The following is a 16,788-nucleotide window of genomic DNA, read 5'->3' on the forward strand; positions in this document are numbered from 1 at the left end:
CACGGAGAACCACGGAGAAAGTAAGAGGTACACGGAGTTTTATTTTTCATAATTCAATTTCAGAAAATCTCTCTGATTATCTTTTTTACTTATTTCTCTGTGTAACAAAACTAAGAAGTTGCAATTATCTCAGGTAAAGGTTACACAGAGAACCACTGAGAAAGAAAGAGAGCCACAGCATTTTTTGTTTAAAAAAAAACGCTGTGGCTCTCTTTCTTAACCGCGCGACGGCCGCTCATAATGCCTCTGTACAATAACACAAGAATATAGAGATGAGTAATATTTGTTTTATCAGAAATCAGTATTTGCTTCTTTTATCACTTCCGGCTTAATCCAGATATTTCTGAAATAAACATTATGTCCTTCCGATTGTAATTTCAATCCGCCAGGTACATCCGTAATTCCCTTGCCACCATCGTTGCCACCATCAATTCCAGAATTTGGTCCACCCCAAACCTGCGTAATTGAATGGTTGGTATGTACTTTTTTCCCATTGAAATATAAAGTTACCAAAGGTTTTTCCACCAGTTTTCCATCTTTGAAACGTGCCGCCCGAAACTGGATGTCATATGCATTCCACTTTCCAACACCGTTGTAGGCATAGTACGGAGACTTTGTTTCATTAATAATTGCCGCCATTCCGTGAGAAGTAGTGTCTCCGTCAAGCACCTGGATTTCATAACGGTTTTGTAGGTAAACACCACTATTTCCACCTTCTTTTGTAATGAAAAACTCAACATGCGCCCGGAAATCGCGGAATTCTTTTTTCGTTACAATATCCGCTGAACCGTATAATCCTCCGGCTGCTGCGGGGTCAAAACAATTGACTACTGTTCCTTTGTCTGTTGGATCGTCCACAACAGTCCATTTTATAGGCAATTCAGCTTTTAAACGCGGACCTTTCCAATAAGTCCATTTATCGTCCAGCATTTTACGGGAGCCATCCATGAAAACTTCCGCGCCTTTTTCTGGTTTGGTTCCAACGCCAACTTGCGCGTTTGCTGAACTAAAAAAGACTACACTGACTACTGCGATGGAAAGTATGCGGTTTATGTTTGTATTGAGCATATGTTTTGACATTTTTAATATGGATGAGATGAAAACAATCAACATTTAATATAAAGCAAATATCTCTTCATAATACTCCCCGCGTTCAAACCCTGCGCTACAATGTAATTCGAACCTTCGGCCATTTATAGTGTAGATCGTAATTCTGTTGCAATTGTAATTGTTTATGGTCAATCACTATATTTTAGGTTAAAAAGGGCCGTAGGCCTGACCGACATTGTAGCAATGGGTTTTAACCCGTTGTCGATTTTAGCATGTTAAGTTTTGAAACGTTGTTGGTTCCAATCCATTTATACGATCATTTCACCTTCACATAAAAATGTGAAATATTATTCTTGCCTGTATGGCGTTCGTCAACCTGGATTGTTTTTATTGATCTTATCAAATCAAGTAATTTTTTATGTCCATAATTTCTGGGGTCAAATTCCGGTCTCTTTTTAAGAATCATATTTCCTAAAACGCCAAGAAAAATCCAGCCATCTTCGTCTGCAATATCATTGATGCTTTCGGAAATTAATTTTATAAGTCCTTTATCAATTTTTGAAACAGGTGCTACTTCTTCTTTGATAGAGACTCCCGATTTGGAAGTTTCCGGCGTAGGCGTTTCTACTTTAACCTCCTTTTTTAGTATTTCGATATAAATGAATTTGTTACAGGCAGCGATAAAGGCAGACGGCGTTTTCTTCTCACCAATTCCAAAAACTTTCATACCCGCTTCCCGAAGCCTGGTAGCCAATCTTGTAAAATCGCTATCGCTGGAAACGATACAAAATCCATCTACATTTCCCGTGTAAAGAATATCCATCGCATCAATGATCAAAGCAGAATCGGAAGAGTTTTTACCGGATGTATAGCTATATTGCTGAATAGGCGTAATAGCATTTTCAAGTAACACCGTTTTCCAGCCAGAGAGTGTAGGTTTTGTCCAGTCCCCATAAATTCGCTTGAAAGTTGGTGTGCCATAAATTGCAATTTCTTCCAACATACCTTTTACATTTGAGTAAGGTACGTTGTCCGCATCAATCAATACGGCGAGTCTTAATTCTCTGGTAGTTTCCATGAGCGTAAAAGTAACGGAAAATGAGGAAGTGGCAAAGAGCTTTGTGAGTCAGGAACATGGAGTGAATATCAGCCATTCTCTCCCAAAATCATTGCATATTCATAGCTGACCAGTCCAGGCTTGATCACCCAGGTCTGTTGATTGTCCAGTTTAGACGATTTTTTAACTCTTGCTGTAAATTCCATATTATCTGCCGTATCTATACTATTTTTGTCTGCTCCTCAATAAAAACGTTTTCCAAATGAAGAAGTTAGTTTTATTCCTTTTTTCTTGTTTTTTTATTCATTTTGTAGAAGCGCAGTCGATTAAATTCGAGCTATCCGATTATACTATTCTGGCTAAAAAACCGGTTGGCCCTTTGCATGGGATTTCCGGAATTGAATATATTGCTTCTAAAAATCAGTGGCATCTGGCTAGTGATCGGGGCAATTATTTTATTTTCGACAGTATTGCTAATATCCGTGATTTTGAAAAAAGGCAGGATATGGCAACTATAAAGAAAACAGGTTACTGGTTTGAAGCGATCCGGTTTGATCCTCGGTTTTCTACCTTTTTATACGCTGTTGAAAACGAGTACAAACCGAATAAAGATACTAACGATACCACAACCTATGTCGGATATTATGACTCTTTTCCTCCTGCCTTTCTAATTCCTCCTATGCATCTTCCTGCCGATAACAAGGGAATTGAAGGGATTGCGGTTACGGATAGCGGATCAGTCTGGGTGGCACCGGAAGCAGGCTGGCAAGGTGAGACAGAAGTTGGAAATGATACTATTCATTTTTGGAAATTTGATAGAAAAAATTCTGCTTATGGTGAGGCCACTCCTTATAGTTATATTATCGACAGAAGTGGTTGTCCTTTAAGCTCGACCGAAAAAAGGGGAGGGGTTTCTGAAATTCTTGCTGTTAATGAAAATCAATTATTGGTTTTGGAAAGATGTTTTGATGAAAAAGCCTCTAAAAAAATCAAAGCAAAACTTTGGCAGGTAACGGTTGAAGGATCATCTTTAAAAAAAGATTTGACACCCGCTTTTGACTTCAATGATAATTTTCCTTTTGTGGCAGATAATCTTGAAGGTATGTCTTGGTGGCCTGGTGACAAAGAAAAACGGCAGATACTTTTGATAACTGATGATAATCCGGGATTAAATAATAACCAAAGAACCCAATTGATTTTGTTAAAAGAAAAATAATAACGCTTTTATAACATTCTCGTTTTAAAGATATTGATCTAATGCAAACACGCTATCTAATTTTGTTTTTTATCAGTGTCATACTGACTAACCTGAGTTGTAAAAATGCAAAAAATGAAGTACCTGAAAAAGGTGTTTCTTTTGCTTTGAATGAATATCGAAAAAAGACAATTGACAATATTCACTATACGATTGAACTGGAAATTCCATCTCAAAAAACGCAGGCTATTGAAGGAAAAGAAATTGTAACTTTTAATCTCAAATCGCTGGATTCTGCACTTGTAATGGATTTTAATACGGATAGTGCTCATCTGCATTCTATAAAATCAGCGGGAAAAGAAATTGCTTATAATTTTGTTAACGAACATATAGTAATAAAAACGGATCAGCTTGTAAAAGGAGAAAATGAGCTCGAAATCACATTCATAGCCGGAGATCTTTCCCTGAACAGAAACGAAGAATACTTGTATACACTTTTTGTGCCTGACCGCGCCTCGACCTGTTTTCCACTTTTTGATCAGCCCAATTTAAAAGCTTCTTACAGCCTGACTTTAAAAACGCCAAAAGATTGGGAGGCTGTTTCAAATGGTATTTTAAAAGAAAAAATGTCTGCCGGAGATCAGACTGTTTATCAGTTTGAAAAAACAAAACCAATAAGTTCTTACCTCTTTGCTTTTGCTGCCGGTAAATTTTTCAAGACTGAGAAAATGGTGAGAAACCGACCGATGACGATGTATTATCGCGAAACGGACAGTGTGAAAGTGAAACGTAATCGTGATGAAGTTTTTGATCTGCATGAGAAATCTTTGACCTGGCTGGAAGATTATACCGATATAAAATACCCTTTTGGGAAGTTTGATTTTGTACTCATTCCTTCGTTTCAATATGGCGGAATGGAGCATCCGGGGTCCATTTTTTACAATGAATCTTCCCTTTTTCTGGATGAAAACGCCCCTGTAAATCGGAAACTAGCCCGTGCGAGCGTTATTGCCCATGAATCTGCCCATATGTGGTTTGGCGATCTGGTGACGATGGACTGGTTTAATGATGTTTGGCTTAAAGAGGTTTTTGCCAATTTCATGGCTGCCAAAATTGTGCATCCGAGCTTTCCTGAAATTAATTTTGATCTTCGTTTTCTGCTAGCACATTACCCCGGCGCGTATGAAGTAGATCGTAGCAGCGGAACAAATCCAATCCTTCAAAAACTGGGAAATCTCAAAAATGCCGGGACACTTTACGGCGGTATTATTTATCAGAAAGCACCCATTGTGATGCGTCAGTTGGAAAAGAAAATCGGGGAAAACCTGATGCGGGAAAGCCTGCGTGAATATTTAAAAGCCTTTTCATTTAGTAATGCGAAATGGGATGATCTGATTGGCAGCATTGATAAAAAGAGTCCGGAAGATATTACGACTTGGAGTAATGTATGGGTAAAAACGCCTGGTATGCCGGAGTACGAACTTGTGGGAGATAAGGATGAAATACTGATTCAGCAGAAGAAAGATTCGCTGTCTGACCGGATCTGGCAACAGCCTTTGTCTATCAACTGGAAAGAATTATTTGCAGAGGGAAATGTCAGGCTGAACATCACAAACGCTCCTCAAAGTGTAAGGAAACCGGATTTGCCGGCAATGATTTTTCCAAATGCAGACGGTGCAGGCTACGGCTACTTCAAAATGGATTCGGTTTCAGAAGATTATTTTCTAAAAAATTATAACGCCGGTAAAGACACCATGTTTGTTAACCCGGTTTTTCGCGGAGCTATTTTGGTTTCCATCTGGGAAGGATTTTTGCGTGGTGATGGAGAATTACCTGAGCGGTATGTGAATGCGCTGCTCAATGTTATTCCAAAAGAACAAAATGCTTTGATATTAGATTATCTTTTAGGAAATGTGCAAACAATTTGGTGGACATTTCTCACAGATCAGCAGCGAAATCAGAACCAGGGACGGATTGAAAAAGAGCTATGGAAACTTTTGGAAACAACGCCTGACAAAGGCATGAAAAATTCTTATTTCCGGGTTTTCAGAAATATTACGATGACGGAAGATGGATTGAAAAAACTGGAATCTTTATGGAATGATAAGTTAAAAGTGAAAGATTTAATTTTGTCGGAGGAAGATAAAATTACGTTGGCTTACGAACTGGTTTTGAAAGGTAAAGGAGACGGAAAAATGATTTTCGATAAACAACTGGACAACACCAAAAACCCGGACCGCAAGTCCCGAATGCAATTCGTGATACCTGCTTTAAGTTTACAACAAAATATTCGGGATGCGTTTTTTGAGTCGCTGAAAAAGCCGGAAAACAGAGAACATGAAGCCTGGGTTTTGGAAGCATTAGGTTATTTGAATCATCCTTTAAGAGCTAAAAGTGCAAATAAGTATCTAAAGGAATCGCTTGATCTTTTGCAGGAAGTTCAATTAACGGGTGATATTTTCTTTCCGCAAAGATGGTTGGGCGCCACTTTCTCCGGTCATTCGGATCAGGAATCTGCGGATATTGCAAATGCCTTTCTGAAAGGAAATCCTGATTATCCTTATTATTTAAAAAATAAGATTTTGCAGTCAACGGATCTGATGAACAGAGCTGTGAAATTGAAAAAATAATTGTTTTATATCGTTTTATAAATTAAAAAATGCTTCAAAATCCGGCCATTCCACTTCATTCTTTAAGTGACAGGACAAGTCTTGGTCTGGAAATTCATAGGATTGAGGCAATGAAAACCATTGAGGTAGCGTCATATGGCGTGCACAGGGATGATCATTATATTTTCATTTTTCAGCAAAGGGGAAGCGGTAAAATGATGATCGACTTTCAGGAGGTTATCTTTGAAGGCTATGTTATTTATTGTATTCTTCCAGGCCAGGTTCATCATTCCAATGACGCTTTTGATTCAGAAGGATGGTTTATTGCAACCGATCTGGCTACTCTTGACGATACATACAGAGCCATTTTTGAAGATTATATGGCGCACCCGGAACCTGTTCCTTTGAGCTTGAAAATGGCCGAAATTCTTGACAAATCCATTGGGTTATTATTCGATATGCTCCAAAATCAGGAGGATTTGCCCTTTCAACAATCAGCCCTTCGTTCTATGATTCAGGTTTGCGCTGGTGGATTTGCTACTGTTTTTCAGCAGCATAAACAACAGCATTCACAGGGAAACTCACGGCCGGTAATTATCAGTAATGCTTTCAGGAAAATGGTTTTAGAAAGTTTCAAAACCCTGAAAAGCCCTTCTGAATACGCAGAGATTTTAAATATCACACCTTCCTATTTGAATGAAGTTGTCAAAAATATTACCGGTTTTTCCGTGAGCTACTGGATTCAACGGGAAGTGATGATGGAAGCAAAAAGGCTGTTGTATTACACAGACCTGAACATTAAGGAAATATCTTTTGAAATTGGATATACTGATCCTACCTATTTTTCACGTCTGTTTCAAAAAGTAACGGGAAGCTATCCCGTAGCTTTCCGAAAAGAATACCGCAAATAGTCCAATCTTTCCCGCTCTTTCTCTCTTTCCGTTTCTCCAATTCATGTGTTGTTTTGTACTGTCGATTGACTACGGCGGTTGATCCTTTCTGAATATTTTTTTATTCGGATTAAAGTAAAATAAAAGTTGATTCGTCTACCCATTTATACTTGACCGCCTGGAATTTGCTTTATTAACACCAAATAGCCATAATCATGAATATTCTGAAACAAACTGCTCTTAATTTATTTGAAAATGCCTTGGCAAAAGAAGGAACAATACTAGCGATGAGAGCCTGGAATCCTGCCACCTTTTTTGAATTGGATGTACATTTTCCTGCACTGGATATGTCCGGTTGGGACCGCGTTCAGCACATGAAAGTAAAAGTTGCACCCGGACTATACCGCGATTATACACCAGCCGGCTGGGATGTGGAAACCCGGACCTGTACCCTTTATATCAACGCCATGCAGGAAGGCCCGGGAAGTGACTGGGTTAGATCTCTCAAAACGGGCGACAAAATTACGTACGTAGGTGTTGGATCGACCATGCACAAGCCTGTTGGAGAAGGCGATATGATTGCGCTGGGTGATATGACGACAATAGGGCATTATCTAGCTTTGCAGCAATTGGCAGGAACAAAAAATATAACAGGAGCAATTGCCATTGAAGAAGAAAATCACCGTGCTGAATTTTTGGAATACTTCAACTGGAATATTCAACCTGTCGCGCAGACGGATCAGGGAGGTTTTCATGCTTTAACAAACTGGGCCAGTAAAAAGGATTTTAATCACGCGACGGTTTACGTTGCTGGCCATATACCCAGTTGTGGACATTTAAGAAAGGAATTGAAGAAAAGCGATTGTGATACAGTTCGGGTGCAGGGTTTTTGGTCGTGAGTGTTTTTCTCTAACTTAAAATAAGACTTCTTGCTGCTAAATTTATTATAATAGAATGCCCTTTGAGTTTAGCTTGAAGGGCGTTTTTATTGTATACATGAACCCGGGTTTTTAGTACCTTTGTAGTCTAAACCTGTCATCATCAAATGAAACAAACCATATTTATCACGGGCGCATCAACCGGCCTCGGGAAAGCCACAGCTTTATTATTTGCTAAAAAAGGCTGGCAGGTCATTGCCACCATGCGTAATGTCCAGGATTCGGCTGAATGGAGCAGTGTAGACAATATTGCTATATTGCCGCTTGACGTTTCAAATCCGGAGCAAATCACCAAAGTAAGTAAGGAGGCCATTGAAAAATTTGGCCCGATTGACGTTGTTTTCAATAACGCAGGATATGGCCTGGCTGGTCCGTTGGAAGGTATTGAAGATGAGCAGCTTGTTCGTCAGCTGGATACGAATTTACTTGGTGTGATTCGTGTGACAAAAGCATTTATCGAACATTTCAGAGCAAATAAAAAAGGATTATTTATTACAACAACTTCGATCGGCGGGCACATCGCCTTGCCTTTTAATTCGGTTTATCACGCTACGAAATTCGCTCTGGAGGGTTGGAGTGAAAGTATGTGGTACGAATTAAAACCATTAGGCATTGGTATTAAAACAGTAGCGCCTGGCGGGATTTTAACGGATTTCGCCGGCCGGTCTCTTGATACTGGAAACCATCCTGCCTATCAGGAAGAGCTGTCCTCATTTATCAGCCTTTTATCTTCTCCCGAAAGAAGGAAAAACTATTCTACTGCTGAGCAAATTGCGGATGTGGTGTATGAAGCGGCAACGGATGGGACTTATCAACTTCGGTACATTGCCGGGAATGATGCAAAAAGTTTCTATGCATTGAGGAAACAATTAAGTGATGAGGAATATATGGCATCCGCTGAAAAGAGATTTTTTGGGGAGCGTAAATAACTTCATAACAATAAGCTGACGATACCCAGGTAGTTAATATCTGATATTTATGAATCCCCGAAAGAAGCGTTTGGAGGAAAGAAAGTTGATCAAACAATCAATTTGGCTTGGTTCCGTTTTTACGGTTTGGGCCATTATTATCGGGATTGTTGTTGATTCAAAAGCAATCATTTTTGATGCGCTTTTTTCCATGATTGGCATCAGTCTTTCAGGCGTTTCTTTGTTTGTTAATAATTTTATCAGAAAACCGGACGATGATAATCTGCCATTTGGCCGTTCACAGTTTGAGCCCTTTGCGATAACCGTTCAAACTGCGGTTATTATTTTTCTCTGTCTTTATTCACTGACAACGTCGGTTATCGATTTGATCAATGGAGGCAAAATTGTTGAAATGGATCTTGCATTACCGTATTTAGTTTTTTCAATTATTGGTTGTTTTCTCCTTTGGTTTTATTTTAAAACCAATGCAACAAAACTAGGTTCAGAATACGTCAGGATCGAGTCTACGGAATGGCAGTTGGATGCATTTTTGAGTTTTGGGGTGCTGGCAGGTTTATCGCTTGCTTTTTTTATTACCAAAACCGAATTTGAATATCTTGTTCCTTACATTGATCCGGCGATGGTCGTTATTATTTCACTGGTATTTCTAAGAATTCCGGCCAAAACGTTTAAAAAAAATATCAGGGAATTACTTCAATTTGCTCCGGATGACGAGGTTGAAGATCTCATGCACACTAATGTTGATGAAATAACTTTGCAATATGGTTTCCTGGAATCGGTGGTCCGGGTTGCAAAAACGGGCAGCAGTTACACCGTTGAAATCGATTTTCTATTGCCAAAATCGATGTCGGATATGAAAGTGGTTGAGCTTGATATGATCCGTCAGGTTGTTTATGACCGGATTAAGGGCAATTATACGATGTGGCTAACGATTTCATTTACAACCGAAAGAAGATGGATTCTTTAATCTGTTTACTTTCGAAATCTGCTTAGTAAAAAACGGCACTTTCATACTTTGTTTTAAACCCGGTTTAGTCAAATTGAAATATCCGGATTTGGACAAATATGGAAAAGTCAAAAAAAATGTTTTCAGCTCTTACAGCTCAAAAAGTTGGTAAATTTTCTTTTTTAATTACTTCTCTGTGTGTCACTTTTTTGGAAGTTAATGCTCAGAAAGTTCAGTCTCCCTCTTCTTTTTTAGAATCACAGCCTTACCATCAGCTTCCTTTAAATACCATAAAACCAAAAGGTTGGCTCCTTGATCAACTGGAAATCATGCGTGATGGTACAACCGGGCATCTGGATGAGGTGTATGGCAAAGTGAAAAATGACAATGGCTGGCTTGGGGGGAAAGGAGATGGCTGGGAAGAAACGCCTTACTGGCTCGACGGTGCCGTACCGTTGTCCTATCTTTTGGATGATAAGATTTTAAAGGAAAAGGTTTTACAATACATCAACTGGACGATTGACCATCAGCGTCCATCCGGTTATTTTGGCCCGATCACAAAAGATGAACGAGAAAATAAAATTGTGATAACACCTGCAAATTGCTCGGCAGGAGAAGATTGGTGGCCAAAAATGGTGATGCTGAAAGTGATTCGTCAATATTACATGGCATCAAACGATCCGCGTGTGATTCCTTTTATGACACGGTTTTTTAGATATCAGCTTCAATCGCTAAAAACCTGTCCAATTAATAAATGGTCGGAGTGGGCGGAATCCAGAGGTGCGGAGAATATTATGATAGCCCAATGGCTGTACAGTCTCAATCACGACAAATCTTTACTCGAACTTGCCAGTCTGATCGAATCCCAATCTTATCAATGGAGCGAATGGTTTGGTGGAAGAACCTGGGCGATCAATGCTGCAACCCAGCAAAATGATGAATACTGGATGCGACGTCATGCAGTGAACGTAGCGATGGGTTTGAAATCACCTTCTATAAATTATCAGCGAACAAAAAATCCAAAATATCTAACGCAGCTCAAAACCGGTTTTACCGATTTAATGACACTTCATGGTTTGCCAATGGGTGTTTTTTCCGGTGATGAAGATATTCATGGAAATGCGCCAACGCAAGGTGTTGAGCTTTGTGCGATAACGGAAGCAATGTTTTCGTTGGAAGAAATAATCGGAATAACTGGTGATATCCACTATATGGATGCCTTGGAAAGGATGACTTTTAACGCATTACCGGCGCAAACGACGGACGATTTTAACGCCAAACAATATTTTCAGGTAGCGAATCAGGTTCAGATCAGCCGCGGTGTTTTTGACTTTTCTCTGCCTTTTGAGCGAGAAATGAATAATGTACTTGGAATGAAAAGTGGCTATACTTGCTGCCTCGCCAATATGCATCAGGGGTGGACTAAGTTTGCAAGCCATCTTTGGTATGGCACTCCTGAAAACGGATTGGCCGCTTTGGAATATAGTCCAAATGAAATTACAGCGAAAGTTGGTAAAACAAATACGGAGATCAGTATTAAAGAAATTACAAATTTCCCTTTTGACGACAATATAAATTTTGAATTTACGACGAAAAAGGATGTCGCTTTTCCGTTACAATTGAGAATTCCAACCTGGTGTAAAGAAGCTGTTTTGACATTAAACGGTAAAGAATTAAAGAAAGAAAAAGGAGGGCAGGTAATCACTTTAAATCGTATCTGGAAAAATAATGATAAGCTGACATTGGAATTTCCAATGGAAATGACAACTTCAAACTGGGGTAAAAATTCAAGGACAATTGAACGCGGCCCTTTGGTTTATGCGCTTAAACTGGAAGAAAAATGGGAAAAAGGAAATGAGAAAAATGAAGGCGATTATTTCAGTGTTTATCCAAAATCGGATTGGAATTATGGACTTTTGGAAAGCATTGTAAAAGATCCAAAGAGTAATCTGACGGTGGTGGTAAAACCAATATCTGAAAAATTTGTCTGGAACCTGGCACACGCGCCGATTGAAATCACCGCTTCCGGAAAGAAAATTCCAAATTGGAAAGTCGTAGATGGTTTGGCCAGACAGCCGGTAACGGACAGAACCGGGATTTACCGTGGGGAGGTTGATGAAAAAACCGCGAAGATTACACTGGTTCCTTATGGATTTACCAAAGTTAGAATTGTAGCATTTCCTGTTGTTAAATAACTTAATATGATAATTTTGCACCCTGCAACGGTTCTGACTTACTTAGCGTAAAGCTAAATGAAGTCAGAACCCGTTTTTTTATGAAGTCAATCTATACCCTTCTTATTTTTATATTTTGTGCAAACCCTGTTTTAGCACAAAATGAAGATTATTATAATCCGGTAACAACGCCAGTAAAACCATTTTACGATCCGGTAACTCCTAATGTCAATACCTTTAAGACAAACAGAGAGAAAGCTATTTTTGCCAAATATGCAACAGTAAAAATCCGAAACCGCTGGTATATCGGCTTTGATGGATTTATTGGAACTGATAAAAGTACATTAAGCAACACATTTCAGGGATTGGTTGATACAAAATCTGCCAGCCGCTCCGGGTATAGTGCGTCCATAGGCTGGGTGAACCAGGAGAAATGGGGTCTGGAACTGGAATATGCCCGGTCACCGATTCATAATACGCTTATTATAAACGGGTATAATCCATTAGAATACAAAATGAATAATGACAAAAACAATATTGCTTTCCGGGCAAAACGAAGGATTTTGTTTGGTAAGTCAAATTCATCTGTACGTCGGTCGGCATTCTGGATTGGTGCAGGCTTCGGTATTGTTCCTAATTCCGGAAAACAAAAAGATTTTTTGGAGTTTGAAGGTTACATTAGACGAACCAGATTAACTAACGATACTTTATATTTGAGCAGTGATACCCGGACAAACACAAAAATAACCGGTTTTGCAGACGCCACGGCGGAATACGTGATCAAAGTTGCCAAGGCTTTTGATCTCAGTTTTTATGCTAGAAAGCGCTGGGGATTGGGAAATTCGTTATCGACAGATCTTGACTATTACGTAAATAAGGTCCAAACTCAAACTGCCACCATAAAAGCCGATGGAAGCGGATTGGCATTTGGAATTTCACTTCGTTATATGCTTTTTGTAGGCCACGATGAAGGCAGCAAACACGAACTCGAATAATGGTTTTATTAGTTCAAAAAAAAACGATCACTATCTCTAAGTAGTGATCGTTGGAAATATTATTTAAAATGTTAATTTTTGAAAATCAATGTATTAGCCTTTTCAATTTCATCGTGACTGATGGTATGGCCCATATTTGGATATATTTTTTCAAAAACCTCAGCATGCATCGATTCAAGAACTGCTGTGCTTTCCTGAACTCTTGAAACCGGAACATGAGGATCCGGATTGCTGGTTCCTATGAAAATGGGCGTTCCGGCAAAATCTCCCGAATAGTTTTCAGCATAAATTCTGTCACCGATTAACCCGCCTGTAAAAGCTGCAACGCCGCCATATTTTGTGGCATTTCGGGTCACGTATTCAAGCGTCAGGCAAGCTCCCTGTGAAAATCCTAAAAAGAAAATATTCTCTTTCAAAATTCCCTTGGCAACAATATCTGCTACAATTTCACCGATCACGTCAACAGCAGAGGAAAGCCAGGGCTCGTTAAGTGATGGTGCCGCCAGAAACGAAGTTGGATACCAGGTATTATTGGTGGCCTGGGGAGCAAGAAGCGCATAATCATTAGTATTCAGATGTGCAGCCAGCGATAGAATATCCTGTGCGCTTCCGCCCCGGCCATGAATCATGATCAAAACTTTGTCCGTTTCATCAATGGCTTTTCCGGCTGTTATTACTTTTTTGGTATGCATGATAATTTTGGATCTAAATTGATTTTAGAAAATATCGCTTATTCAGGATGGGAAAAGGATAAGATTTAAACGAATCCATCTCTTATCCATTTCCCTGACTATTTAAACCAGTTTTGGCAATATTTTTTCAATTTCAGCACGTGAACTTTCGTACTGTTTTGGTAATTTTAAACCGCTTCCTAAATTCTCAACGGTTTCATCAATGGCAAAGCCAGGGTTTTCAGATGCAAGTTCAAATAGAACCCCGCCTGGTTCTCTGAAATAAAGAGAGAAGAAATAGTCACGGTCTATTTTAGGCGTAATATTCAAGCCCTTGCTAGCGATTTTATCGCGGAATTCCATCAAAACCTGATCATTTTTTACACGGAAGGCAACGTGGTGATTGGTTCCACCGGCATTATATCCGCGCTCTTCATTTGGTGATTCTATCAGGTCCACAATCGCTGCATTCTCAACAGCATCGGTTATAAACCGGTAACGGTTTCCTTCCTGTTCAAGTAATTTATATCCGAAAATATCGGTCAAAATTTCAGCGGTCGGTTTTATATTTTTTAGTGTCAAAACGATACTATGAAATCCTTTGGTAGCAACGTCAGCTTTTACATCAGCAGTTTCCCATGGTTTCCTTGTATCTTCAGTTTTTGATTCAATCAGGTTAATTTTTAATCCGTCAGGATCCTGGAACGGAAGGTACAATTCGCCGAATTTCTCGTCTTTACTTCCTTGTTTTACTTTAAATTCTGTAAAACGATCAGCCCAAAAGTCCAGACTTCCTTTTGGTACAGAATATCCGATATCGGTCGCCATGCCAGTTCCGGTACGGCCCTGCGCTGTTCCTTCCCAAGGGAAAAATGTCAGAATTGTTCCAGCTGATCCAACTTCGTCACCATAATAAAAGTGGTAAGTACCGGGATCATCAAAGTTGACGGTTTTTTTCACTAACCTCAGGCCAAGAACTTTGGTATAAAAGTCGTGATTACGTTTTGCGTTTCCTGCTATGGCAGTGATATGATGCAGACCTAAGATTTGATTTTCCATGATTGTTTTTGTTTTTGGTTATACAAATTTCGGAAGATTGGAAGCCCTGGACATTGAACCAGGACAAGAAAAATCAGGAATTTAAATTTGGTGAAATAGTACGTTTTGAAAGTGCATAAATAATTTCATTACTCAATAATCCACTTCCACCACCGTAATGCTGAATGATAATAATTTCAGGATCCTTTTGCGTGAAAGTAGCACGTAGCTCAGCTTCGCATTCCTCTTTGATACCACCGGATAAAAGGACAATATCAAATTTTTGTTCTTCAAATAATGCAATTGCTTTTTCATCCGTTAATGCGCCCTGGGCTATCCAGTTTTCACTTTTATTAATGATTCGCAAAACAGTTTCAAGAATTTCCTCATGTCTGCCAATAGCCAGAATGTTTACTTTCACAGTTTCCATGATCTTATCAGTTTTTTGAGAAAACAAATTCGTTTAAAGGTTTACGAACACGCGCCGCAAGCTCTCTGCTTTTAAATGGTTCTTCCAGTTTTTCGGCATCGTCCAGGTATCCAAGGGCGATGATAGCAACAGGCAACTGATTTTCAGTTAAACCCAGCGTTTCTGAAATTTTTGTCCGATCAAAACCGCCCATCATGTGACCGTAAATGTTCAACGCCGAAGCCTGTAAAAGCAAATGTGCATTGGCCATTCCTAAATCATGCATCGCAGCTCCGTTTTCAGTTTGGTTTGCTTCAAATGTTTTCCTTGCGACTGCCACAATCAGAACATCAGAGTTTTGAGCCCAAGGTTTGTTTCCCCCAAATAAACTTTCTGCGATTTGTACAAATCCATCATTACCTTTAGATGCGTAATAGTACTGCCACGGCTGTTCGTTATTCGCACTTGCAGCCCATCCCGCAGCTTCCAGAATTGTATGTAAATCGTTCTCTGGAATTACTTTGTCCGAAAAAGAGCGCGGGCTCCATCTGTTTTTTATCAAATCAAGCACATTGTGCTCCGTGTTTGCAATTTTAATATGACTCATTGTTTTTGGCTATTAGCTGTTAGGCGTTAGCGGTTAGTTTGGTACTTCCGGCTTTTGGGCTGGATTTAATTATTTTTATAGTGTTGGTTGTCAGAAGTTAGCGTTTGGCAAACTTGGATCTTTAAGAAATATCCAGATCCTTGATCAGGCCATCAAGCTAATAGCCAAACGCTAATAGCCAATCACTAAACCGACATTGGTACTTCCATCAAGAGCACTTCGGCATCCTGGGAATTTGCTTTGATTGAAATGCTGCTGGCATCCCAAATTCCAAGTCCGTCGCGTTGGTTCAGGTCGTTGTCTTCGATGGTGATATCACCTTTTAATACAAATGCATAAACGCCATTTGCAGGATTTTTTAATTTATATTCCGTGGTAAAATCTTTATCAAATTTCCCCATGTGAAACCAAGCATCCTGATTGATCGAGACACCTGCATCATCTGCGTTTGGTGATAAAACCTGCTGCAAATTGTTATGTCTGTCCTCAACATTCAGCGTTAACTGATCATATCTTGGCGTGATGTTTTTTGATTTCGGGAACAACCAAATTTGTAAAAATCGGGCGTCCTGATCTTCATTTTTGTTGTATTCGCTATGAAAAATTCCGGTTCCTGCACTCATAGCCTGGATGTCGCCATGTTTGATGACGGCCACATTATCCATACTGTCTTTATGTTCCAAATCGCCTTCCAGCGGAATTGAAATAATTTCCATGTTATCATGCGGATGTCTTCCAAAACCTTTTCCGCCATCGACACGGTCGTCATTCAAAACGCGTAACACGCCAAAATGCATACGGTCAGGATTGTAATAATTCGCAAAACTGAAACTGTGGTGACTGTCAAGCCAGCCATGGTTTGCATGTCCACGGGTGTCTGCTTTGTGTAATACTGTATTGGCTTTCACTTTCGATTCTGTATTTGGCAAATGATTAAAACCAATCACTTCCAGTTCTTTCAATTCGTCAATATCGTTTTTGATAATATTTCCAACAGAGGCCGAAGCGACAAACATTCCTGTTCCCATCAGGCCTTTGCGGATAAAATCTTTTCTTTCCATGATTGATAGTCGTTTACCGATTTAATGATACAAATTTCGCTATTCTCTGAGCAACCTGCATTGAACTAGGACAAGAAAATCAAAATCTGAAATATTTCTGATTTGATTAAATTGTTGTTTTATGCCAGTCCGTTCATCGTGCTTGTTTTAATAAATTAACAATACAAAGGAACGGCTCCCGGAATCAGGAAACATTGAACTGGGACAAGAAAATTGGGG

The 16,788-nt window shown here is 39.4% G+C and carries 15 protein-coding genes; 8 read left to right on the plus strand and 7 right to left on the minus strand.

Going from position 1 to position 16,788, the window contains the following annotated elements:
• Nucleotides 1-291 precede the first annotated feature (291 nt).
• Nucleotides 292-1,068, minus strand: a complete 777-nt coding sequence (locus FZF08_RS14920; protein WP_229216543.1) for a DUF1080 domain-containing protein — start codon at nucleotides 1,066-1,068, stop codon at nucleotides 292-294.
• Nucleotides 1,069-1,366: 298 nt separating this feature from the next.
• Nucleotides 1,367-2,128 carry an NYN domain-containing protein gene (locus FZF08_RS14925; protein ID WP_159470090.1) on the minus strand — a complete coding sequence of 254 codons (762 nt, stop codon included), beginning with the start codon at nucleotides 2,126-2,128 and terminating at the stop codon, nucleotides 1,367-1,369.
• Nucleotides 2,129-2,369: 241 nt separating this feature from the next.
• Here FZF08_RS14925 and FZF08_RS14930 point away from each other — a divergent pair, with 241 nt between their 5' ends.
• The 8 genes from FZF08_RS14930 to FZF08_RS14965 all read left to right on the plus strand — a co-directional run bounded on the left by FZF08_RS14930 (nucleotide 2,370) and on the right by FZF08_RS14965 (nucleotide 12,783).
• Nucleotides 2,370-3,323, plus strand: coding sequence for an esterase-like activity of phytase family protein (locus FZF08_RS14930; RefSeq protein ID WP_159470093.1), 954 nt, complete (start codon nucleotides 2,370-2,372; stop codon nucleotides 3,321-3,323).
• A 41-nt stretch (nucleotides 3,324-3,364) separates the two neighbouring features.
• Complete coding sequence (locus tag FZF08_RS14935; RefSeq protein WP_159470095.1) at nucleotides 3,365-5,932, plus strand: M1 family aminopeptidase; 2,568 nt, start codon at nucleotides 3,365-3,367, stop codon at nucleotides 5,930-5,932.
• Nucleotides 5,933-5,961: 29 nt separating this feature from the next.
• Entirely contained in the window at nucleotides 5,962-6,822 is an 861-nt protein-coding gene (locus FZF08_RS14940; protein WP_159470097.1) for an AraC family transcriptional regulator, read from the plus strand.
• Between the two features lie 194 nt (nucleotides 6,823-7,016).
• Complete coding sequence (locus FZF08_RS14945; protein ID WP_159470099.1) at nucleotides 7,017-7,700, plus strand: hypothetical protein; 684 nt, start codon at nucleotides 7,017-7,019, stop codon at nucleotides 7,698-7,700.
• Nucleotides 7,701-7,846: 146 nt separating this feature from the next.
• Complete coding sequence (locus FZF08_RS14950; RefSeq protein ID WP_159470101.1) at nucleotides 7,847-8,668, plus strand: SDR family oxidoreductase; 822 nt, start codon at nucleotides 7,847-7,849, stop codon at nucleotides 8,666-8,668.
• Between the two features lie 49 nt (nucleotides 8,669-8,717).
• Entirely contained in the window at nucleotides 8,718-9,635 is a 918-nt protein-coding gene (locus FZF08_RS14955) for a cation diffusion facilitator family transporter (RefSeq protein WP_159470103.1), read from the plus strand.
• Between the two features lie 98 nt (nucleotides 9,636-9,733).
• Entirely contained in the window at nucleotides 9,734-11,809 is a 2,076-nt protein-coding gene (locus tag FZF08_RS14960; RefSeq protein ID WP_229216544.1) for a beta-L-arabinofuranosidase domain-containing protein, read from the plus strand.
• 80 nt (nucleotides 11,810-11,889) lie between these two features.
• A complete protein-coding gene (locus FZF08_RS14965; RefSeq protein ID WP_159470105.1) occupies nucleotides 11,890-12,783 on the plus strand; it encodes a hypothetical protein in 894 nt (297 codons plus the stop codon).
• Between the two features lie 71 nt (nucleotides 12,784-12,854).
• Here the strand turns inward: FZF08_RS14965 and FZF08_RS14970 are convergent, their stop codons facing one another.
• The 5 genes from FZF08_RS14970 to FZF08_RS14990 all read right to left on the minus strand — a co-directional run bounded on the left by FZF08_RS14970 (nucleotide 12,855) and on the right by FZF08_RS14990 (nucleotide 16,569).
• Nucleotides 12,855-13,475 carry an alpha/beta hydrolase gene (locus FZF08_RS14970; protein WP_159470107.1) on the minus strand — a complete coding sequence of 207 codons (621 nt, stop codon included), beginning with the start codon at nucleotides 13,473-13,475 and terminating at the stop codon, nucleotides 12,855-12,857.
• A gap of 102 nt (nucleotides 13,476-13,577) precedes the next feature.
• Nucleotides 13,578-14,513, minus strand: coding sequence for a ring-cleaving dioxygenase (locus FZF08_RS14975; RefSeq protein WP_159470109.1), 936 nt, complete (start codon nucleotides 14,511-14,513; stop codon nucleotides 13,578-13,580).
• Nucleotides 14,514-14,586: 73 nt separating this feature from the next.
• Entirely contained in the window at nucleotides 14,587-14,922 is a 336-nt protein-coding gene (locus tag FZF08_RS14980) for a response regulator receiver protein (RefSeq protein ID WP_200837092.1), read from the minus strand.
• Between the two features lie 7 nt (nucleotides 14,923-14,929).
• Complete coding sequence (locus FZF08_RS14985; protein WP_159470112.1) at nucleotides 14,930-15,508, minus strand: nitroreductase family protein; 579 nt, start codon at nucleotides 15,506-15,508, stop codon at nucleotides 14,930-14,932.
• 185 nt (nucleotides 15,509-15,693) lie between these two features.
• Nucleotides 15,694-16,569, minus strand: coding sequence for a pirin family protein (locus FZF08_RS14990; protein WP_159470114.1), 876 nt, complete (start codon nucleotides 16,567-16,569; stop codon nucleotides 15,694-15,696).
• Between the last annotated feature and the right edge of the window lie 219 nt (nucleotides 16,570-16,788).

This window comes from Dyadobacter sp. 3J3 (genome assembly GCF_009801115.1).
Classification (GTDB): Bacteria; Bacteroidota; Bacteroidia; order Cytophagales; family Spirosomataceae; genus Dyadobacter.